We start from the raw sequence: 16,293 nt of genomic DNA, 5'->3' as shown, positions 1-16,293 counted from the left end.
TAAATAAAAAAGAGTGCTACGGCGCTCTTTTTCATTTAATATATCTCTATAAAAATAAACCACTTAAAAATCATGACATCACAGAAAATTACTAAATACTATTACCATGAATATGTAATATGCTTAGTCTTTGTACTTAGTATTTCAGCACTGATTGCTCTCTTTTTTATAGACTTCACCCCAACAAATCAAGTCAAAATCACAGCCTTCATTGTTGCAACGTTGATTTATTTGGCTGTTTTGATCTACTTTTATGTTCTGCATAGATACGGACAATGGATCATTCCACGTACATGGACAAATGTACAAAAAAAGCCAAAATTCTATTTTTTACTCCTCTTCCCTATTTTTGTAATTCTGTTTCTTTACTTAAATCTAGTTGTCTATCCTCCTCTGCTTCATACCCTAGTTTTGGGTACACCTACTGTGGTGACATTGGAAGCAAGCGCTGTTAAAAAACATGGTAAAAAAGGAAGTGTCTACTATTCTATTGAAACACCGTATGACTCTACTGGTATGTTTCGAATCAATGTAGATGAATATGAACACTACAAAAATCAAAATCTATTCATAAAATTATCGGTCATTGAGGGGCGCTTTGGCACCTACATCCAAGATATTCAATCTATCCACGGTGAAACAAGAGCGAATAAATAGCACCCAAGGCTTGATTTATCCTTCTAGAAGCCTTACTTCTACAAATAACACAGGAAATAAATCGGCAGACCGACATGACATTAGAAAAGGCAACTTTGCCTGTTCCACAATTTGACCAAATTACCCTTGCAGACTTAAAACAAAAGATTGAACAGAGCATTGCCCAAGGTCAGGCATTTTTAAAAGAATTAACGGATGTACCCGAATCCGTACAAGCACAACTACAAGTACTCGAACACGTCGATACCCTTGAAAATAACATGAGTGAAGCATGGGGCGTGCTTTCGCACCTCAATGCTGTCATGAATAATGCCGAAACACGTGAAGTTTACCAATCTTTACTACCCGTCCTGAGTGAGTACTATACGCAGCTAGGTCAACATACAGTATTGTATCAAACGTATCAGCATGTACATGACAACAGTGTTTTCGACACGCTTCCTGCAGCACAGCAAAGCGCGATTAAACTTGCGTTACGAGATTTTAAACTTTCAGGCGTAGCCTTAGAAGGTGAACCGAAAAAACGCTATGCAGAAATATCTGCACGACTTTCACAGTTATCATCAGACTTTTCCAACCACGTATTGGATGCCACCCAAGCCTACTTCAAACCCTTAACTGAAGCGCAGCTCAAAGGGTTACCTCAAGGCAGCATTGAACTTCTGAAACAATATGGTCAGCAACGTGAACTTGAACAGGCTGTAGCAACACTCGACTTCCCGTCTTATATTGCCATTATGACCTATGCCGAAGACCGCGAAGTCCGTGAAGCTCTCTATAAAGCCTATACCACACGTGCTTCTGATCAGGCAGACTCTGCTGAATTTGATAATACAGCAGTCATGGAAGAAATCTTGAAACTACGTCAGGAAATGGCTAGCCTGCTTGGTTTTAACAACTATGCCGAATTGTCTTTAGCAAGCAAAATGGCACCCGATGTGGCAACTGTAGATCAGTTCCTGATTGAACTGGCAGAACATGCACGTGCACCAGCAGAGAAAGAAATTGCTGAATTGAAAGGCATTGCTGCACAAGACGGTATCACTGAGTTACAAGCGTGGGATGCCACGTTCTACTCAGAAAAACTCAAAGTTCAACAGTTTAATTTGTCACAAGAAGACCTGAAGCCCTATTTCCCTGCACCTAAAATTATTCAAGGCTTGTTCAGCATTGTACATCGCCTCTATGGCATCAATGTAATCGAGCGTGAAGCGCCTGTTTGGCATCCCGATGCACGTTACTTTGAACTTGAAGATCAAGGCAGCGTGATTGGCGGTTTCTACTTTGACCTGTATGCACGAAGTGGGAAACGTGGCGGCGCATGGATGAGCGGCTTCCGTTCACGCATGCAAACTGAAAATGGTCTGCAAAAACCAATTTGCTATATGGTCTGCAACTTTACCCCACCTGTCGGTGAGCAAGCTGCTTTACTTACCCATGATGAAGTAACGACGCTGTTCCACGAATTTGGTCATGGCTTACATCACATGCTCACTGAAGTGGATAATATTGCTGTTGCCGGTACACATGGCGTGGCGTGGGATGCAGTAGAGCTACCAAGTCAATTCATGGAATTTTGGACTTGGGATCAAGAAAGTTTAGATTTGCTCAGTGAACATATCGAATCAAAGCAAACCTTACCAGCCGATCTGTTAAAAGCACTGCAAGATGCACGTTTCTTCCAATCAGGGATGCAAACTTTACGTCAAATTGAATTTGCCATGTTTGACTTAAATATCCATAAGGCCAACCCTGCTTTGGACGCTGCAGGCATCCAACAAACCTTAGATGCTATTCGTCAAAAATATGCGGTTGCACCTACCACTTCGTACAACCGTTTCCAACATGGTTTCAGTCATATCTTCGCAGGTGGCTACGCTGCCGGTTATTATTCATACAAATGGGCAGAGGTTTTGGCGAGTGATGCCTTCGACCGATTCGAAAATGAAGGAATTTTTAATACTTCGACTGGCAAGTCGTTTAGACAATTTATTCTAGCAGTTGGCGGAAAAGATACGGCACTTGACGCATTTATCAATTTCCGCGGACGCGAGCCAAAAATAGATGCTTTGCTGCGTCATCAAGGTTGGACGAACGCATCTAAAAACGCTTAAACTAGGGACCTTAGTTAGATTCAAGGTAAGTATGATGACCATTAAACGACGCTTCATTGCAGGTGCAAAATGTCCAAAATGCCAAGCGATGGACCGGGTTGTCATGCTGACCTCTGGCGAAGACGAATGGATCGAATGCATTGATTGTGGTTACAGTGAAAATCGACCGACTCATGTCGATCAACCTGAACAACCTGCCGTGCCAGACGATATCGGTGTGATCCAATTTAAGCCACGTCAGCCTAAATAAAAATTAAGGTCAAAAATGACAGAAGATCAAAGAAATAATCCAAAACTGTTAGTTGGAATCATTGGGGGCTTAACGTTATTGATTGCTATCTTTTTTGCATATCAATGGTTAAGCAGCAGTACAGCAGATAAATCTGAACTTCAAGAAGAAATGGTCGCTGCACCGGCTAAACCGCCTGTTGCAGTCCCAGTCCAATCTGAAACTGAAGCATCAGTCCCTGCCGCAGAGACTGACACCATTAAATTGGTCGAAGAAGACATTTTAGATGCAGCTGTGCCTGAAAATGCCTCTTTAGCCAAAGAAGAAATTGCCAAATTAGATGACATTCAACAACAATTGAATGATCAGGAGCAAAGTTTAAAACAGCAACATTCAGATGCAGATGAACTGATTAAACTGAAAGAAGAACAAATTAAATTACTCGAAGCACAGTTAGCACAACAAGCAAAATAACCGACTTCTGCTACACCCTGCGTACTTATAGGCTAGAATATCATCAGATTTTTTAGCCTTTTTGTTATGTACACTACTACACCACAGAATATCCCCAAAGCAATTGGCTTTCTCATGCTGTCAGCGCTGCTTTTTTCCATCATGGGGGGTTGCATACGCTACGCATCTCACACGGTAGATAATGCCACCATCGTATTTTTTCGAAATGCGGTTGGCTTATTGATCTTTCTCCCTTTGATCCTGCAAAAAGGGAGCACATTTTTTAGAACTGAAAAACTGTGGATGCATACATGGCGTTCAATCGTAGGCTTGGTGGCAATGTATGGCTTTTTTTATGCCATTGCACACTTAAAACTCTCCAATGCCATGGTCTTCACCTATTCCTCACCGATCTTTATCCCCTTAATTGCATGGTTATTTTTAAAAGAAAAAATGACCCTGAGTATGCTCATTGCCGCAGTCATTGGTTTAATCGGCGTGCTCTTCGTCGCAAAGCCCGATGCAGGAATGTTCAATCAGTTATCACTCATCGGACTGAGCGCAAGCTTCTTGACAGCCATGGCATTTGTCACTGTCCGTGCGCTTACAGCAACAGAACCGCCTGAACGCATTGTGTTTTATTTCTGCTTTTTTGGCACACTTATTTCCATGATCCCAATGTTTTGGCTCTGGCGTCCCTATAGTTTAAAAGAGTTAGCTTTTCTGATTACAGCGGGACTTTTGGCCAATATCAGTCAAATTTTTATGTCCAATGCCTATAAGCTCGCACCCGCAGGTCAAATTGGCCCCGTGAACTATATCACGATTATTTTTGCAGGTATTTGGGGCTTTGTTCTTTGGCAGGAACTGCCAGACATTTACAGCCTATTCGGCTTTGCTTTTATATTTTTAGCGATTTTGCTCTGTAGTCCAATCCTACAAAATAAGTTTAAAAAGTCATAAAGATTCAAACCATTTACCATCAAATGCACAGCCCCTTATTCAATAAAAAAGCACCCGAAGGTGCTTTTTTAATGCTTCAAAATTAATTTATTGATACCAACCAAACAGCTTAAAGAAATACGGCAGATACGCAATAATCAACATTGCAGGGAACAGCACAATCAGCGGCAAAATCCAACGTTCATAACGGTAATAAAACGACAAGTGACGAACTTCAGCATCCGCTTCATTGACTTCAGCATCCCCTATCGACTGTCGGGCCAAGAGGTGGTTCAATGCAACTGGAGGCGTAACATAACCTAGCTCAAAACCAATGAGTGTAATCATCCAAAAATGCACAGGATGAATACCGTATTGATAGGCTACAGGAGCAATAGTTGCAGAAATTAAAATGACTGCGCCAAACGGATCCATAATCATACCCACAAAGACCATCAATCCGACAATCAATGTGATAACCAAAAAAGTACTGCTGATATCAGTTGGGAATAAACTCATGACTTCAGTACGCTCTAGCAATCCACCAACGCTTACCGAAAGCGCCATCAAAATAACCAAAGCACCGATATGTCCAACGGTTTCACTGGTCGAAATATGCATCGACTTCCAAAAACCAACTTGACGTAGAATCTGCATAGAGCTGGATTGAGCCACTGTATGATTCGCAGCCTGCCCATCATCTGTGCTATTGCCATGTAATCCTTCACGGTATTCTGCATGTGCAACCTGTGCGCCGGCTAAAGCAGGTTCAGCATTCGCACTATAATTTGCTGTTAGTGTTTCATCCCAATGCCCAACTGCTGACAATGGTGCTGGCTGATGACGTAATTTATCCACTAAAACGATCATCAGCAGAATAACAGGCATCATGACTGGTGCAGTAAATTCATTTAAATCTGTATTCAATAAATATTTATAGAACATCCAGATCAGCACGAAAATCACAATATAAGGAATAACGGCTAAGAAGGCACGTCCTGACTGCGGCGCTGCCACATTGGCTTGAGCAATACGGAACTTATGTTCTGCAAAAAATAACGACACAATTAAAAACATCGTAGATGTCAGCAAGAACGTATAAATACCATATTGATAAAGCAGATCCGTGGTCACTTCTTTATTTAGCGATGCAACAACCACAATCAATAAGCATGGACGTAAAACCACCCCAAGCGAACCGGACATTGCTGTTGCAGCCAAGGCAAATTGACGGCGTCCGCCAGCGTTCCACACTTCCTTATAAATAATCGCGCCTGCCGCAATGACAAAGATCCCCGATGCTCCAGTATAGGCTGTAGGCAATGCTGCTGCGATTAAAATCAGCCATGTTAAAGTCTCAGGAGCTAAGTTCCATGGGCGTAAAATATTCAAGAATAAATCTACGACACGGGTTTGCTTCAACAACATACCCGCCCAAATGAATAACGCTAGATTCAGGAAAATACTTGAAAACTCGACCAATTGCCCTAAATAGATGCCTTGCCCCATCGGGTAGTCCATAAAGAAGATAAAGGCGATACCTGTAATCAACGCCATATACGCATATAAAGGCACGCTTAGGAACGCGAAACTAAGACTACCGCCCTCTTTGGCATCTTTTGGCGGACTAAACAATTGCAAAACACTGATCAATGTCAGGATTGAGAACAGCGTCATCCACATCCAATAAATCAGTTCAGTTTCGGTGGTCATTGGAACTCCCGAATTTTTCACTGAATTGAATTGGCTGATACTTGAGTAGGTTAACAGTCCATTACCGAAGCTCATCATCAGGCTATAAACACGATAATCCTTCTTGGTTGCAGGACCGCGTAGACCAATATGATGAATTTTCAACGTCGCACTAATCGCAGCTATAACCACCATAAAAATCAACAAAATGGCGCGATTTTCAGTACCAAATTTAAAGATACCGAAGAAGCTTGTTTCAAAATTACGATAGGCGCGAATACTCGGATGCTTCTCCATATGTTGCATGGCTTTATCATAAAATTGATACTTTTCTTCACACTGCTGCACACCCGCTAAAATAGACGAACGAACGTCATTTTCAGATGCCGTACCAAAAAAATCAGCAAACTCATCTGCTGCATTGGCTTGCATTTGAGTTTTCACCAACGCATCGACATTCGGGTTACGGTCACATTCAGGCTTGGTCGGTTCTGCACGTAAAAATGAATACTGCATCCCAATGCTTTCATTACCATACAAACGCTCACCAGTACGCAGAAGCTGACCATGAATCATCTCCCCTGTACCGATAATCAATGTAAGCAGAAGCAAGATCAACACGACTAGAGTCGAAATCCATTCTGTCCAGACATACCTTAACAGCCCGACGATGCCGGATCTGTTTTGTGCATCATTTTGCATGAGTCTTCCTATTTTTTATTTTGGAGCCTAGCGGAGCCAAGCATCCTTTTCCTTAGCGGCTCGAGAAGATCCTTTCCCTGACCTAACTGTTTTATTATTACGTTTAAATTTGCATCAATATTCAAAACATTAAAATGACAATATGTATTTTCTTTTCGGTTTTTTTTGTCAACCCAATCACCTAAAGTGAGCTAACGATCCCAGAAATAATTGCCAACAAGATAGAACAAGGCGATGATAATGCCCCAAATCACCCCCAATAAATGTGCTTCGACTAAAATGGGGCTTCCAATTAATTCAGCCGTTCCCGTATTGCCCACGGTATTTTCCCACACCAATTTTGCCAAAATCAGCAACAATACAAAGGCTGCAAAATTTCGCTCCCGTCGATACATCAAATGCACACAAGCGACCGCGACATAGGCACCATGTAAGACACCAGATAATCCGGCATAGGCTTCAATATCGGGTAAGAAAAAATAGAAACTTAGACTGATTAAAGGAGATAAAATCAATAAAATGGCAACAAAATGCCATGTCGAAACTCGTGGGAAAATAAACGGTAAGCAAATAAAGGCCAATATATTTAAAACAAAATGAATCCAACCGACGTGAACCCAATGTGCGGTCCATAAGCGCCAAAAATCATGAAATAAGTCATCTTGCCAATAGATAAAATAATCTTTAAATACCTGTAGCGAGGCACAGATCGAAACGAATACGGCAAGAAAGACAATTTTCGGTATTAAAAATTGTAGTTTCATTTTCGCTCCTCCTGTACCTCACTTTTAAACGCTATTGCAAAGATTAATTTGCAGCTGTGCCACTGGTTTCAATATCACCACTAAACAAATCATCGAGTTCAGAACTATTGGCACTTTCATCCCAGAAATGTTCCATACCATCATCAGCCGTACGAACGCCTGTATGTTCAGTCCAATAACGATCTGAAATCCCTTTCACCATGGTTTCAGCCATGCTATCGATGAGCTTAAATTGTGGATTAACAGGTTTCTCATCGCTACGCGCTTGTGCAAAGGTACGTAAGGCATCACGGATTTTCGCATCATCGCCACTGGCTTGTGCAGCAACCGCATATAAAGCATGTGACAGTCTCACACCCTTTTGCTCACCAATTTGCGTAGATTGTTTCAATGTTTGGTATGGATCAGGTTTTCCATCACCTGCACCCGGCAATAACGTCCAGATCACAGCGCGGGTTGCATTTGGTGCGCCCCAGAATTTTTCATTATTTAGACATACCATACCGCGTTCAACAATCGCAGCAATGTCTTTTGGAACGTTTACCGCCCCACCTGAGTTAATATCATTGGTCATGGCCTGTAAGCCACTTAACATTCCCAACATATACACTGTTTGGTCAATGTCGCTGTTCATTTTTGGACAGCCTTCACCTAGACTTTTCTTATACTTCTTTTCAAAACGATCTTGAAATAATTGATAGCCGGTATATTGACGCTGTGCAGCAAGTGCCGCCCAACGCTTTTGCTCAACACGAGCATCCTGTGCTTCGGATACTTGGTTAGCTTTAGATGCACGTAAATAGCGTAACTCTGCATCCAAGGCTTTTTGTTCTGCACAAATCCCTGCTGCTGAATACATCAACACAGCCACACGTGTTGGGTCTGCGCCCATATCTTTGGTGGCCATAATGGCTGGAGTTAATGAATTACCTGAATTACACACCATTTCAGCATCTTCCATGGCTAAAATTGGTGGCACAATATGTTTTTCTGTAAATCCGAGTGCAACATTAGCACCGGTTTTTACAACCTGCGAACAACCCGCGAATAATGTACTTGTTATTACTACAACTGCCACACCCTGGCATATTTTTTGGACGCTCGACATTTTCCTGTCCTCTATAATTGTGTTTATGTCCATCACGACAAACATATCAGAAGCAAAAAATGAATAAAAGAGTATTTGCTCTAATTTGAACGACACACTGTGCCATGAATCACGCTGAATGCAATTGACTGATTTTTTACAAAGACTAAATTTTAGGCAAAAAAAAGTAGCATAGCGACGGTTCGGCACATGCTACTTATTAACTGTGAAAGCGTTTGACTGCTTATTTTTGAGTTAACTGTTCCTTCAGCACTGTTCCTAGTCGTCCTATAACAATTGCTAACACAATCGCTATTACCAGAAACATCCAAGTTGGCATCATCATGATGATTTCCCTTAACGGCTGTTGGTAAGGCTAATATATAGGCAGAGAATCACCGCACAGCTTAAAATTGTCAGACAATTTAAATATTTTGCCAATAAATTTCAATCCTGTCAGACAAGATTATTTTACCCACAACATAAGATAATGAAATATTTGCATTTTATTGAATTTTAAAAATAAAGGCTGTCTAACAATTAGATTATTTTGGCCAATACTTTGAGTGATTTCCACTGTTTCAATGACAATTGATCGCGCCAAATAATCACTGGTTTTGCACGCGCATGCATAAAATACACCACGATATACATTTGATGATCCAAAATATGGCTAATTTGAACGCGTTGCACTGGACGGTTGAGCCGTTGCAAAGACCAATCAGTTCCATCCAAATAATCTAGACTGGCGACGTGTAAATGCTTACGGAAAAACAGTACATAAACCACTAGTCCAATGAGGAAAAATACCCCCCAAAGCATAGGTGTTAGTAACTGATAAAGCAGCGTCATCAATACCGCAAAAATAAAAAACTGAAACGCATGCGATAAAAAACTGCGTTTCAGTTTGAATTGCCGATTATCCATGAACGTAATGTTTTAATTTTTGAATAAACGTTTTTAATTCAGGACGTGGCGGTTCACTAACTTCCATAAACCAATCCAACAAATCTGGATCTTCTGCAGCAACGAGTTCTGCAAACATGTCTTTTTCAGCTGCATCGGCTTGTAAATAGTAATTTTTGACGTAGGGATCAAAATAAACATCAATCTCTTTTAAACCACGACGTGCGCGGTAGATCACTTTACGCTCTTCTAAGCTGATTTCATCAGTCATTGTCTTCCCCAATCGTTGAACCCGTCTAGTGTAACTCATCCACCCCATTGAAGTGGAGTGTTTTCAAAGATTGACCGAATGCTTCATCGCAATTCTTGCTTTTGAATGTTCTGCACATTGCAGTCACACGCTGCATCTTATAAGTTGAAGACAAAGCCATAAAAATGAATAGGATATTCAAAATGCAATCTGCAGCGATTCGCCCACTCAATAACATGCTGCCACGTCAATTATTTAATGCAGAACATGATGCATTTCGTGAAACAGTACGAAAATTTTATGAAAAAGAAGTTATACCTAATATCGAAAAATATGAAAAACAACAACATGTTGACCGTGACTTATGGAATAAAGCCGGTGCCATGGGCTTGCTTTGCCCGACCATGCCCGAAGCTTATGGCGGCTATGGTGTAGACCGACTCTATAGCATGATTCTGATTGAAGAGCAGGCCTATGCTATGGACTCCTCTACCGGCTTTTCACTGCACTCCGACATTGTGGCCAATTACATTCATAACTTTGGCAATGAAGAACAAAAGTTGCATTGGCTGCCGAAAATGGCATCTGGCGAAACCGTGACTGCCATTGCAATGACCGAACCGGGCACAGGTTCAGACCTACAAGCCGTACGCACAACCGCTACAGAAGATGGTGATGACTATATTATTAATGGGTCAAAAATCTTTATCACCAATGGCTATTTATGTGACATGGCAATTGTGGTCTGCAAGACAGGTAATAGTGAAAAAGGTTCAGCCAATTTATCGCTAATTATCGTCGAGGCAGATCGCGTCGGTTTTAGTAAAGGCAAACCTTTAAACAAAATTGGCATGAAAGGTCAGGATACCTGTGAACTGTTCTTTGATAATGTCCGCGTCCCTAAAAGTAACTTACTCGGCATGCAAGGTATGGGCTTTATGATGCTGATGAAGGAATTGGCTTGGGAGCGCATGTTGGTTGCGATTATTTGCCAAGCCGGTGCAGAAGCAGCCTTTGCGCACACTGTTCAATACACCAAAGAACGTAAGGCATTTGGCAAGACCGTATCAAGTTTCCAAAACACACGTTTTAAATTGGCAGAACTACGTACTGAAATCGATTTTTGTCGAGCTTATCTAGATCGCTGTATGGAACTACAACTTGAGGAACAGCTCGGTATTGACGCTGCAGCCGCTGCTAAATACAAAATTTCAGAAATGTTTTCCAAAGTCGTGGATGAATGTCTGCAGTTGCATGGTGGCTATGGCTATATGCTTGAATATCCAATTGCACGGGCTTATATTGACAATCGAGCCAATCGTATTTATGCCGGTACCAATGAAATTATGAAAGAGCTGATTTCCCGCTCTTTATAACAAATAAGCCCATCAGATGATGGGCTTTTTTCATTCTTTCGATATCAACTTAAATCATTCACAAAATCACAGATTAATGCAGCGACCAATGCGGGTTGCTCTTTGTGCGGCATGTGATGAAGCCCTTCCAAAATCTCTAGCTCTGCATCAGCTTTTATACCCGAAAAAAGTTTCTGAGCTTGTGCTGTCGTCCCGTATTCATCCAGTTCTCCATGGATGATCAAGCTTGGACACTGTACTTTTCCAACATAATCTTCGAGGTTCCATTGACGGAAACTTGGTGAAAGCCAAGTTTCCGTCCAAGCATCCAAAACCCATTGGGCTTTATCCCCATGGTATTTAGCCAAGCGTTCAAGCTGTCCAGGCTGCGCAAACCCTGTTTTAGCTTCACGTATACCCGATAATGTGAGTTCTTCCACTTCATACTGTGCTGATATAGTAATCAGACCTCGACATTGTTCAGTATATTCACTGGCAATCACAACAGACATTCCCCCACCGACACTATGCCCCATCACAATAAACTGTTGAATGGAATAATGTTGAAGAAGCGCCTTAAAGCCCTGCTGTGCTTCGGCATAGACAAAATCAGTACTTAATACATCAGGATTTGCTGATGATTTCCCGAAGCCCAAGCGATCATACGCTATTACCGTTCTGCTAGACTCAGCAGCCAATTGCGCAGGAAAATCACGCCACAAATCCACACTGCCTAGAGAATCATGCATCAATATAATCGGAGCCAAAGTTGCATCATTATCTGCTGTTTCAGGCTGCCAAGCTTTAATATATAGCTCATAATCATTTAATTTTATAAATTCTGAATGTTGTTGAATATTCACATTAACCCTGTGTACATTTCCTTATTTTCAACATGATATATTTTTCAACAAATAATACGCATCAAATAAAACCCTAAAGTCACACATCTAAAGTAAAAAAAAGGAGCATCATGCTCCTTTTTTATGTAATAGACTTAAGAAACTAATCTGGGTTTAGCAGCCACTTGATCAGACTTTTTTTCAAATTTCAGCACTCCATCTTCAAATGAAGCATGCTTTAATTCTTTACGATCTGCCAAATAGTTATTACTGACTTTCCACGGTGCATGTTTACCCTGTTTTGGCATCACATCCGCTGCACGTGCAATATAGCCTGAAGTCAAACTGCCCATTACGGTATCTTCTAACAACTCGGTCGCATCGCCTTGTGGAATCACTTGGTTATAACCATTTTGATCCATATAGTTAATCAATTTACAGATGTATTCAGAAGCAATATCGACTTTTAAGGTCCATGAAGCATTAATATAGCCAATAATCATCGCCATATTTGGTACATCACTGACCATCACGCCACGGTACAACATATGTTTAGAGGTATTCAGTGGTTCTCCATCAATTGTGGCACTGATTCCGCCTAAAATTTGAATGTTGAGACCTGTAGCAGAAATTACTACATCTGCATCAAGATGTTTGCCTGATTTCAATTGAATGCCATTTTCAGTAAAACTTTCAATTTGATCGGTTTCAACAGATGCACGGCCTTCGCGTAAAATTTTAAACAAATCACCATCTGGCACCACACAAAGGCGCTGATCCCAAGGATTATAATCTGGGGTAAAGTGCTTCATATCCACTTTACCTTTCAACTGCAACTCAATTGATTTTAATAAAAATTTACGGAGTAATTTAGGTTGCTTTTGCGCAACAGCATAAACAGCCCGCTGTACACCGATATTCCGTGCACGGGTAAGTTTATAAGCAACATCTTCAGGCAATACTTTACGCATCTTGTCATAAATGATGTCAATAGAAGGTACTGAGGCAATATAGGTTGGAGAACGCTGTAGCATGGTCACATGCCCTGCACCGCCTTTTGCCATAGCTGGTACTAATGTAATCGCTGTTGCACCACTACCAATAATCACCACTTTTTTGCCTGCATAATTAAAATTTTCAGGCCAATGTTGTGGATGAATGAAGATACCCTTAAAGTTTTCCTGCCCTTTAAACTCAGGTTGGAAACCTTGGTCATAATTATAATAACCTGTACAGCCAAAGACGAAATTTGCAACCCAGGTTTGTTGTTTCTTCTTCGCATCTTCAATAACAACAGACCACTTACGAGTCTGTGAGTCGTAATTTGCACTCACAACACGGTGTTGAAAATGAATTTTTTCTTTAATCTTATATTCGTCAATTACTTCAGAAAGATAGCCTTTGATCGAAGGACCGTCTGCAAGCACACTAGATTTTTTCCACGGCTTAAAATTAAAGCCAAAAGTTGACATGTCCGAATCAGAACGAATACCAGGATATTTAAAAAGATCCCATGTACCACCGAAACTTTCACGACGTTCAATAATTTCAAATGAACGATTAGGACAATTTTTTGAAAGATGAGCAGCCAAACCTACACCGGAGATCCCTGCACCTACAATGAGAATATCAACTTGTTTTTCCATGTTGTTCTTTTAACCTATCTTAGATTTATATTTATTAAATCACATTTTTGACAATACACAATGTCAAGTTTAAGCAAAAGGCGTTTTATTTTTATCTTTTAAGGACAAATTAAATTATTGTCTAACAATATATAGCCACCACAAAACTGCAGGCATTAAAAAAGGTCGGTTAAAAACCGACCTTTTTTAGAACAACGTACGCTGCTCTTCACGAAATTAGTTAACTTCGCGATCTACTAGCTCAACGTAAGCCATCGGTGCAGCATCACCTGCACGGAAGCCCGCTTTAAGAACACGTAGATAACCGCCGTTACGTTCTTTGTAACGAGGGCCAAGAACGGTAAATAATTTACCAACAGTTGCAGCTGAACGAGTACGAGCAAACGCTAAACGGCGGTTTGCTACAGAATCGACTTTAGCTAAAGTGATTAAAGGCTCAGCAACACGACGTAATTCTTTTGCTTTAGGAACAGTAGTTTTAATTAACTCGTGTTCGAACAAAGAATTAGCCATGTTTTGGAACATCGCTTTACGATGACTGCTTGTACGGCCTAATTTCACACCACTATTACGATGACGCATGGTGATAGTCCTACTTAATTAACGGCTACGATAAGCAAAGCGATCGTCCATGCGGAGGCTAGCCGGTGGCCAGTTCTCTAAACGCATGCCCAATTGCAAGCCTTTCGATGCCAGAACATCTTTAATCTCAGTCAACGATTTTTTACCTAAGTTAGGAGTTTTAAGCAACTCAACTTCAGTACGTTGAACAAGATCGCCAATGTAGTAAATATTTTCTGCTTTCAAACAGTTAGCAGAACGAACAGTAAGCTCTAGATCATCTACTGGACGAAGCAAAATCGGATCAACTTCTTCACGAGGCTCTTGAGCAACTGGTGCTTGATCTTTCTGAAGATCAACAAAAATTGCAATTTGTTGTTGCAAGATTGTTGCCGCTTTGCGGATTGCTTCTTCAGGATCAACAGTACCGTTGGTTTCAAGATCAATGATCAATTTATCAAGGTCAGTACGTTGTTCTACACGAGCGTTTTCCACTGTGTAAGACACACGTTTGATTGGGCTGTAAGAAGCATCTAATTGTAAACGACCCACTGGGCGAGTTTCGCCTTCAGGGAAGCGTGAATCAGAAGTCTCATAACCACGACCTTGAGAAACTTTCAGGCGCATTTTTAATGAGCCAGAAGCACTTAAAGTACCGATCAAATGTTCAGGGTTAACCACTTCAACATTGTGTGGTAAACGAAGGTCAGCGGCTGTAACGTCGCCAGGACCTTGTTTTTCCAATGTCAGATAAGCTTCATTTTGATCGAACAGCTTAATAGACAATCCTTTTAGGTTCAGCAAGAGCTCGACGATGTCCTGCTGCAAGCCTTCCAAAGTACTGTACTCGTGCTCGACACCTTCAATCTCTACTTCAACCACGGCTGCGCCAGGTAAAGAAGACAAAAGGATACGACGTAAAGCATTACCAAGAGTATGACCAAAGCCACGCTCTAATGGTTCTAGAATAACTTTTGCCGAGGTCCCGCTTGCCGCTTCGACCTTGATCGCTTGCGGAGTTAGAAACTCATTTGCAGTACGCGTCATTATTGCTACCTCAAGGATTATTTAGAATACAATTCTACAATCAAGCTTTCGTTGATTTCAGCAGGTAAATCAGAGCGATCTGGTGCAGCTTTGAACGTACCTTCCAATTTAGAATGATCAATTTCAATCCAAGATGGAATGCCACGTTGAGTCGCTAACTCAACTGCGTTTTTGATACGCAATTGTTGTTTAGCACCTTCGTGAACTGCAACAACGTCACCAGCTTTAACTTGGATAGACGCGATATTAACACGACGACCATTTAAAGTGATTGAACGGTGAGATACAAGCTGACGAGCTTCTGCACGTGTAGAACCAAAACCCATGCGATAAACAACGTTATCTAGACGGCTTTCAAGAAGTTTCAACAAGTTTTCACCTGTTGCGCCTTTAACACGAGCAGCTTCTTTGTAGTAGTTACTAAATTGACGCTCTAAAACACCGTACATACGACGTACTTTTTGTTTTTCACGTAATTGTAGTGAGTACTCAGATTGTTTGCCGCCACGAGCGCCACCATGTTGGCCAGGTGCTTTAGCAGCTTTTTTTGTTTTGACGTCAAATGGTTTAACGCCAGATTTTAATTGCAGGTCTGTCCCTTCGCGGCGAGAGAGTTTGCATTTTGGACCAATATAACGAGCCATGAATGTTTCTCCTTACACGCGACGTTTTTTAGGTGGACGGCAACCGTTGTGCGGGATTGGCGTCACATCGGTAATGCTGTTAATTTTATAACCCACTGCACCTAAAGCACGAACCGCAGATTCACGACCTGGACCAGGACCTTTTACAAGGACGTCCAAGTTTTTCAAACCGTAATCTAAAGCAGCTTTACCAGCAACTTCAGCAGCTACCTGAGCAGCAAACGGAGTTGATTTACGTGATCCACGGAAGCCTTGTCCACCAGAGGTAGCCCAAGCCAGTGCATTACCTTGACGATCGGTAATAGTCACAATGGTGTTATTAAAAGAAGCGTGAATGTGTGCAACACCTTCAGAGACGGTACGAGTGACCTTCTTGCGTGTGCGAGTATCTTTAGCCATCTT

General features: G+C 41.3%; 17 protein-coding genes. 6 read left to right on the top strand and 11 right to left on the bottom strand.

From position 1 onward, the window contains the following. The first annotated feature begins 72 nt into the window (after positions 1-72). The 5 genes from FTU79_RS06310 (at position 73) to FTU79_RS06290 (ending at position 4,416) form a co-directional block, all read left to right on the top strand. Positions 73-657: a hypothetical protein gene (locus FTU79_RS06310; RefSeq protein ID WP_111885424.1), complete on the top strand. Its 585-nt coding sequence runs from the start codon at positions 73-75 to the stop codon at positions 655-657. Between the two features lie 74 nt (positions 658-731). Beyond that, positions 732-2,771 carry a M3 family metallopeptidase gene (locus tag FTU79_RS06305; protein ID WP_180049283.1) on the top strand — a complete coding sequence of 680 codons (2,040 nt, stop codon included), beginning with the start codon at positions 732-734 and terminating at the stop codon, positions 2,769-2,771. A gap of 40 nt (positions 2,772-2,811) precedes the next feature. Next, positions 2,812-3,021 (top strand): YheV family putative zinc ribbon protein, encoded by a 210-nt coding sequence (locus FTU79_RS06300; protein ID WP_171256675.1) that lies wholly within the window; start codon positions 2,812-2,814, stop codon positions 3,019-3,021. Positions 3,022-3,036: 15 nt separating this feature from the next. Continuing rightward, the gene (locus FTU79_RS06295) at positions 3,037-3,474 is read left to right on the top strand and encodes a hypothetical protein (protein WP_180049281.1); all 438 of its coding nucleotides are present in this window, start codon (positions 3,037-3,039) and stop codon (positions 3,472-3,474) included. A 66-nt stretch (positions 3,475-3,540) separates the two neighbouring features. After that, a complete protein-coding gene (locus FTU79_RS06290; RefSeq protein ID WP_180049278.1) occupies positions 3,541-4,416 on the top strand; it encodes a DMT family transporter in 876 nt (291 codons plus the stop codon). 87 nt (positions 4,417-4,503) lie between these two features. On the opposite strand, the gene FTU79_RS06285 is transcribed toward FTU79_RS06290, so the two are convergent. From FTU79_RS06285 to FTU79_RS06265, 5 genes are all read right to left on the bottom strand, one after another. Beyond that, positions 4,504-6,789, bottom strand: coding sequence for a TRAP transporter large permease subunit (locus FTU79_RS06285; RefSeq protein ID WP_180049276.1), 2,286 nt, complete (start codon positions 6,787-6,789; stop codon positions 4,504-4,506). Positions 6,790-6,980: 191 nt separating this feature from the next. Next, on the bottom strand, positions 6,981-7,553 hold the full coding sequence (rrtA, locus tag FTU79_RS06280; protein WP_168379122.1) for a rhombosortase: 573 nt from the start codon (positions 7,551-7,553) through the stop codon (positions 6,981-6,983). Between the two features lie 43 nt (positions 7,554-7,596). Beyond that, the gene (locus FTU79_RS06275; protein ID WP_180049274.1) at positions 7,597-8,661 is read right to left on the bottom strand and encodes a hypothetical protein; all 1,065 of its coding nucleotides are present in this window, start codon (positions 8,659-8,661) and stop codon (positions 7,597-7,599) included. 519 nt (positions 8,662-9,180) lie between these two features. Beyond that, on the bottom strand, positions 9,181-9,567 hold the full coding sequence (locus tag FTU79_RS06270) for a hypothetical protein (protein ID WP_180049272.1): 387 nt from the start codon (positions 9,565-9,567) through the stop codon (positions 9,181-9,183). Continuing rightward, complete coding sequence (locus tag FTU79_RS06265) at positions 9,560-9,817, bottom strand: succinate dehydrogenase assembly factor 2 (RefSeq protein WP_078189264.1); 258 nt, start codon at positions 9,815-9,817, stop codon at positions 9,560-9,562. The genes FTU79_RS06270 and FTU79_RS06265 overlap by 8 nt, the downstream gene beginning before the upstream one ends. A 182-nt stretch (positions 9,818-9,999) precedes the next feature. Between FTU79_RS06265 and FTU79_RS06260 the strand changes: the two genes are divergently transcribed. Continuing rightward, entirely contained in the window at positions 10,000-11,172 is a 1,173-nt protein-coding gene (locus FTU79_RS06260; RefSeq protein WP_180049269.1) for an acyl-CoA dehydrogenase family protein, read from the top strand. Between the two features lie 44 nt (positions 11,173-11,216). Here the strand turns inward: FTU79_RS06260 and FTU79_RS06255 are convergent, their stop codons facing one another. The 6 genes from FTU79_RS06255 to rpsK form a co-directional block, all read right to left on the bottom strand. After that, positions 11,217-12,014, bottom strand: a complete 798-nt coding sequence (locus tag FTU79_RS06255) for an alpha/beta fold hydrolase (RefSeq protein WP_373685649.1) — start codon at positions 12,012-12,014, stop codon at positions 11,217-11,219. A gap of 134 nt (positions 12,015-12,148) precedes the next feature. Beyond that, positions 12,149-13,639: an NAD(P)/FAD-dependent oxidoreductase gene (locus FTU79_RS06250; RefSeq protein WP_180049267.1), complete on the bottom strand. Its 1,491-nt coding sequence runs from the start codon at positions 13,637-13,639 to the stop codon at positions 12,149-12,151. Between the two features lie 216 nt (positions 13,640-13,855). Then, the gene (rplQ, locus tag FTU79_RS06245; RefSeq protein ID WP_005012953.1) at positions 13,856-14,221 is read right to left on the bottom strand and encodes a 50S ribosomal protein L17; all 366 of its coding nucleotides are present in this window, start codon (positions 14,219-14,221) and stop codon (positions 13,856-13,858) included. A gap of 18 nt (positions 14,222-14,239) precedes the next feature. Beyond that, positions 14,240-15,247, bottom strand: a complete 1,008-nt coding sequence (locus tag FTU79_RS06240) for a DNA-directed RNA polymerase subunit alpha (RefSeq protein WP_004650465.1) — start codon at positions 15,245-15,247, stop codon at positions 14,240-14,242. A gap of 17 nt (positions 15,248-15,264) precedes the next feature. Beyond that, positions 15,265-15,891 (bottom strand): 30S ribosomal protein S4, encoded by a 627-nt coding sequence (rpsD, locus tag FTU79_RS06235; protein WP_078192454.1) that lies wholly within the window; start codon positions 15,889-15,891, stop codon positions 15,265-15,267. Positions 15,892-15,903: 12 nt separating this feature from the next. Then, positions 15,904-16,290, bottom strand: coding sequence for a 30S ribosomal protein S11 (gene rpsK / locus FTU79_RS06230; RefSeq protein WP_001040166.1), 387 nt, complete (start codon positions 16,288-16,290; stop codon positions 15,904-15,906). Positions 16,291-16,293 lie beyond the last annotated feature (3 nt).

Origin of the sequence: Acinetobacter sp. YH12144 (assembly GCF_013418345.1) — a bacterium.
In the GTDB taxonomy this organism is placed as follows: Bacteria; Pseudomonadota; Gammaproteobacteria; order Pseudomonadales; family Moraxellaceae; genus Acinetobacter; species Acinetobacter amyesii.
The sequence above is the reverse complement of the archived record's forward strand: the minus strand, read 5'-3'. Positions and strand labels throughout refer to the sequence as shown.

Coding starts and splice junctions, on each gene's coding strand:
- rplQ (WP_005012953.1), bottom strand. CDS start 14,221: ATGCGTCATCGTAATAGTGGTGTGAAATTAGGCCGTACAAGCAGTCAT.
- FTU79_RS06295 (WP_180049281.1), top strand. CDS start 3,037: ATGACAGAAGATCAAAGAAATAATCCAAAACTGTTAGTTGGAATCATT.
- rpsK (WP_001040166.1), bottom strand. CDS start 16,290: ATGGCTAAAGATACTCGCACACGCAAGAAGGTCACTCGTACCGTCTCT.
- FTU79_RS06270 (WP_180049272.1), bottom strand. CDS start 9,567: ATGGATAATCGGCAATTCAAACTGAAACGCAGTTTTTTATCGCATGCG.
- FTU79_RS06310 (WP_111885424.1), top strand. CDS start 73: ATGACATCACAGAAAATTACTAAATACTATTACCATGAATATGTAATA.
- FTU79_RS06240 (WP_004650465.1), bottom strand. CDS start 15,247: ATGACGCGTACTGCAAATGAGTTTCTAACTCCGCAAGCGATCAAGGTC.
- FTU79_RS06305 (WP_180049283.1), top strand. CDS start 732: ATGACATTAGAAAAGGCAACTTTGCCTGTTCCACAATTTGACCAAATT.
- FTU79_RS06260 (WP_180049269.1), top strand. CDS start 10,000: ATGCAATCTGCAGCGATTCGCCCACTCAATAACATGCTGCCACGTCAA.
- FTU79_RS06265 (WP_078189264.1), bottom strand. CDS start 9,817: ATGACTGATGAAATCAGCTTAGAAGAGCGTAAAGTGATCTACCGCGCA.
- FTU79_RS06250 (WP_180049267.1), bottom strand. CDS start 13,639: ATGGAAAAACAAGTTGATATTCTCATTGTAGGTGCAGGGATCTCCGGT.
- FTU79_RS06275 (WP_180049274.1), bottom strand. CDS start 8,661: ATGTCGAGCGTCCAAAAAATATGCCAGGGTGTGGCAGTTGTAGTAATA.
- FTU79_RS06290 (WP_180049278.1), top strand. CDS start 3,541: ATGTACACTACTACACCACAGAATATCCCCAAAGCAATTGGCTTTCTC.
- rpsD (WP_078192454.1), bottom strand. CDS start 15,891: ATGGCTCGTTATATTGGTCCAAAATGCAAACTCTCTCGCCGCGAAGGG.
- FTU79_RS06285 (WP_180049276.1), bottom strand. CDS start 6,789: ATGCAAAATGATGCACAAAACAGATCCGGCATCGTCGGGCTGTTAAGG.
- rrtA (WP_168379122.1), bottom strand. CDS start 7,553: ATGAAACTACAATTTTTAATACCGAAAATTGTCTTTCTTGCCGTATTC.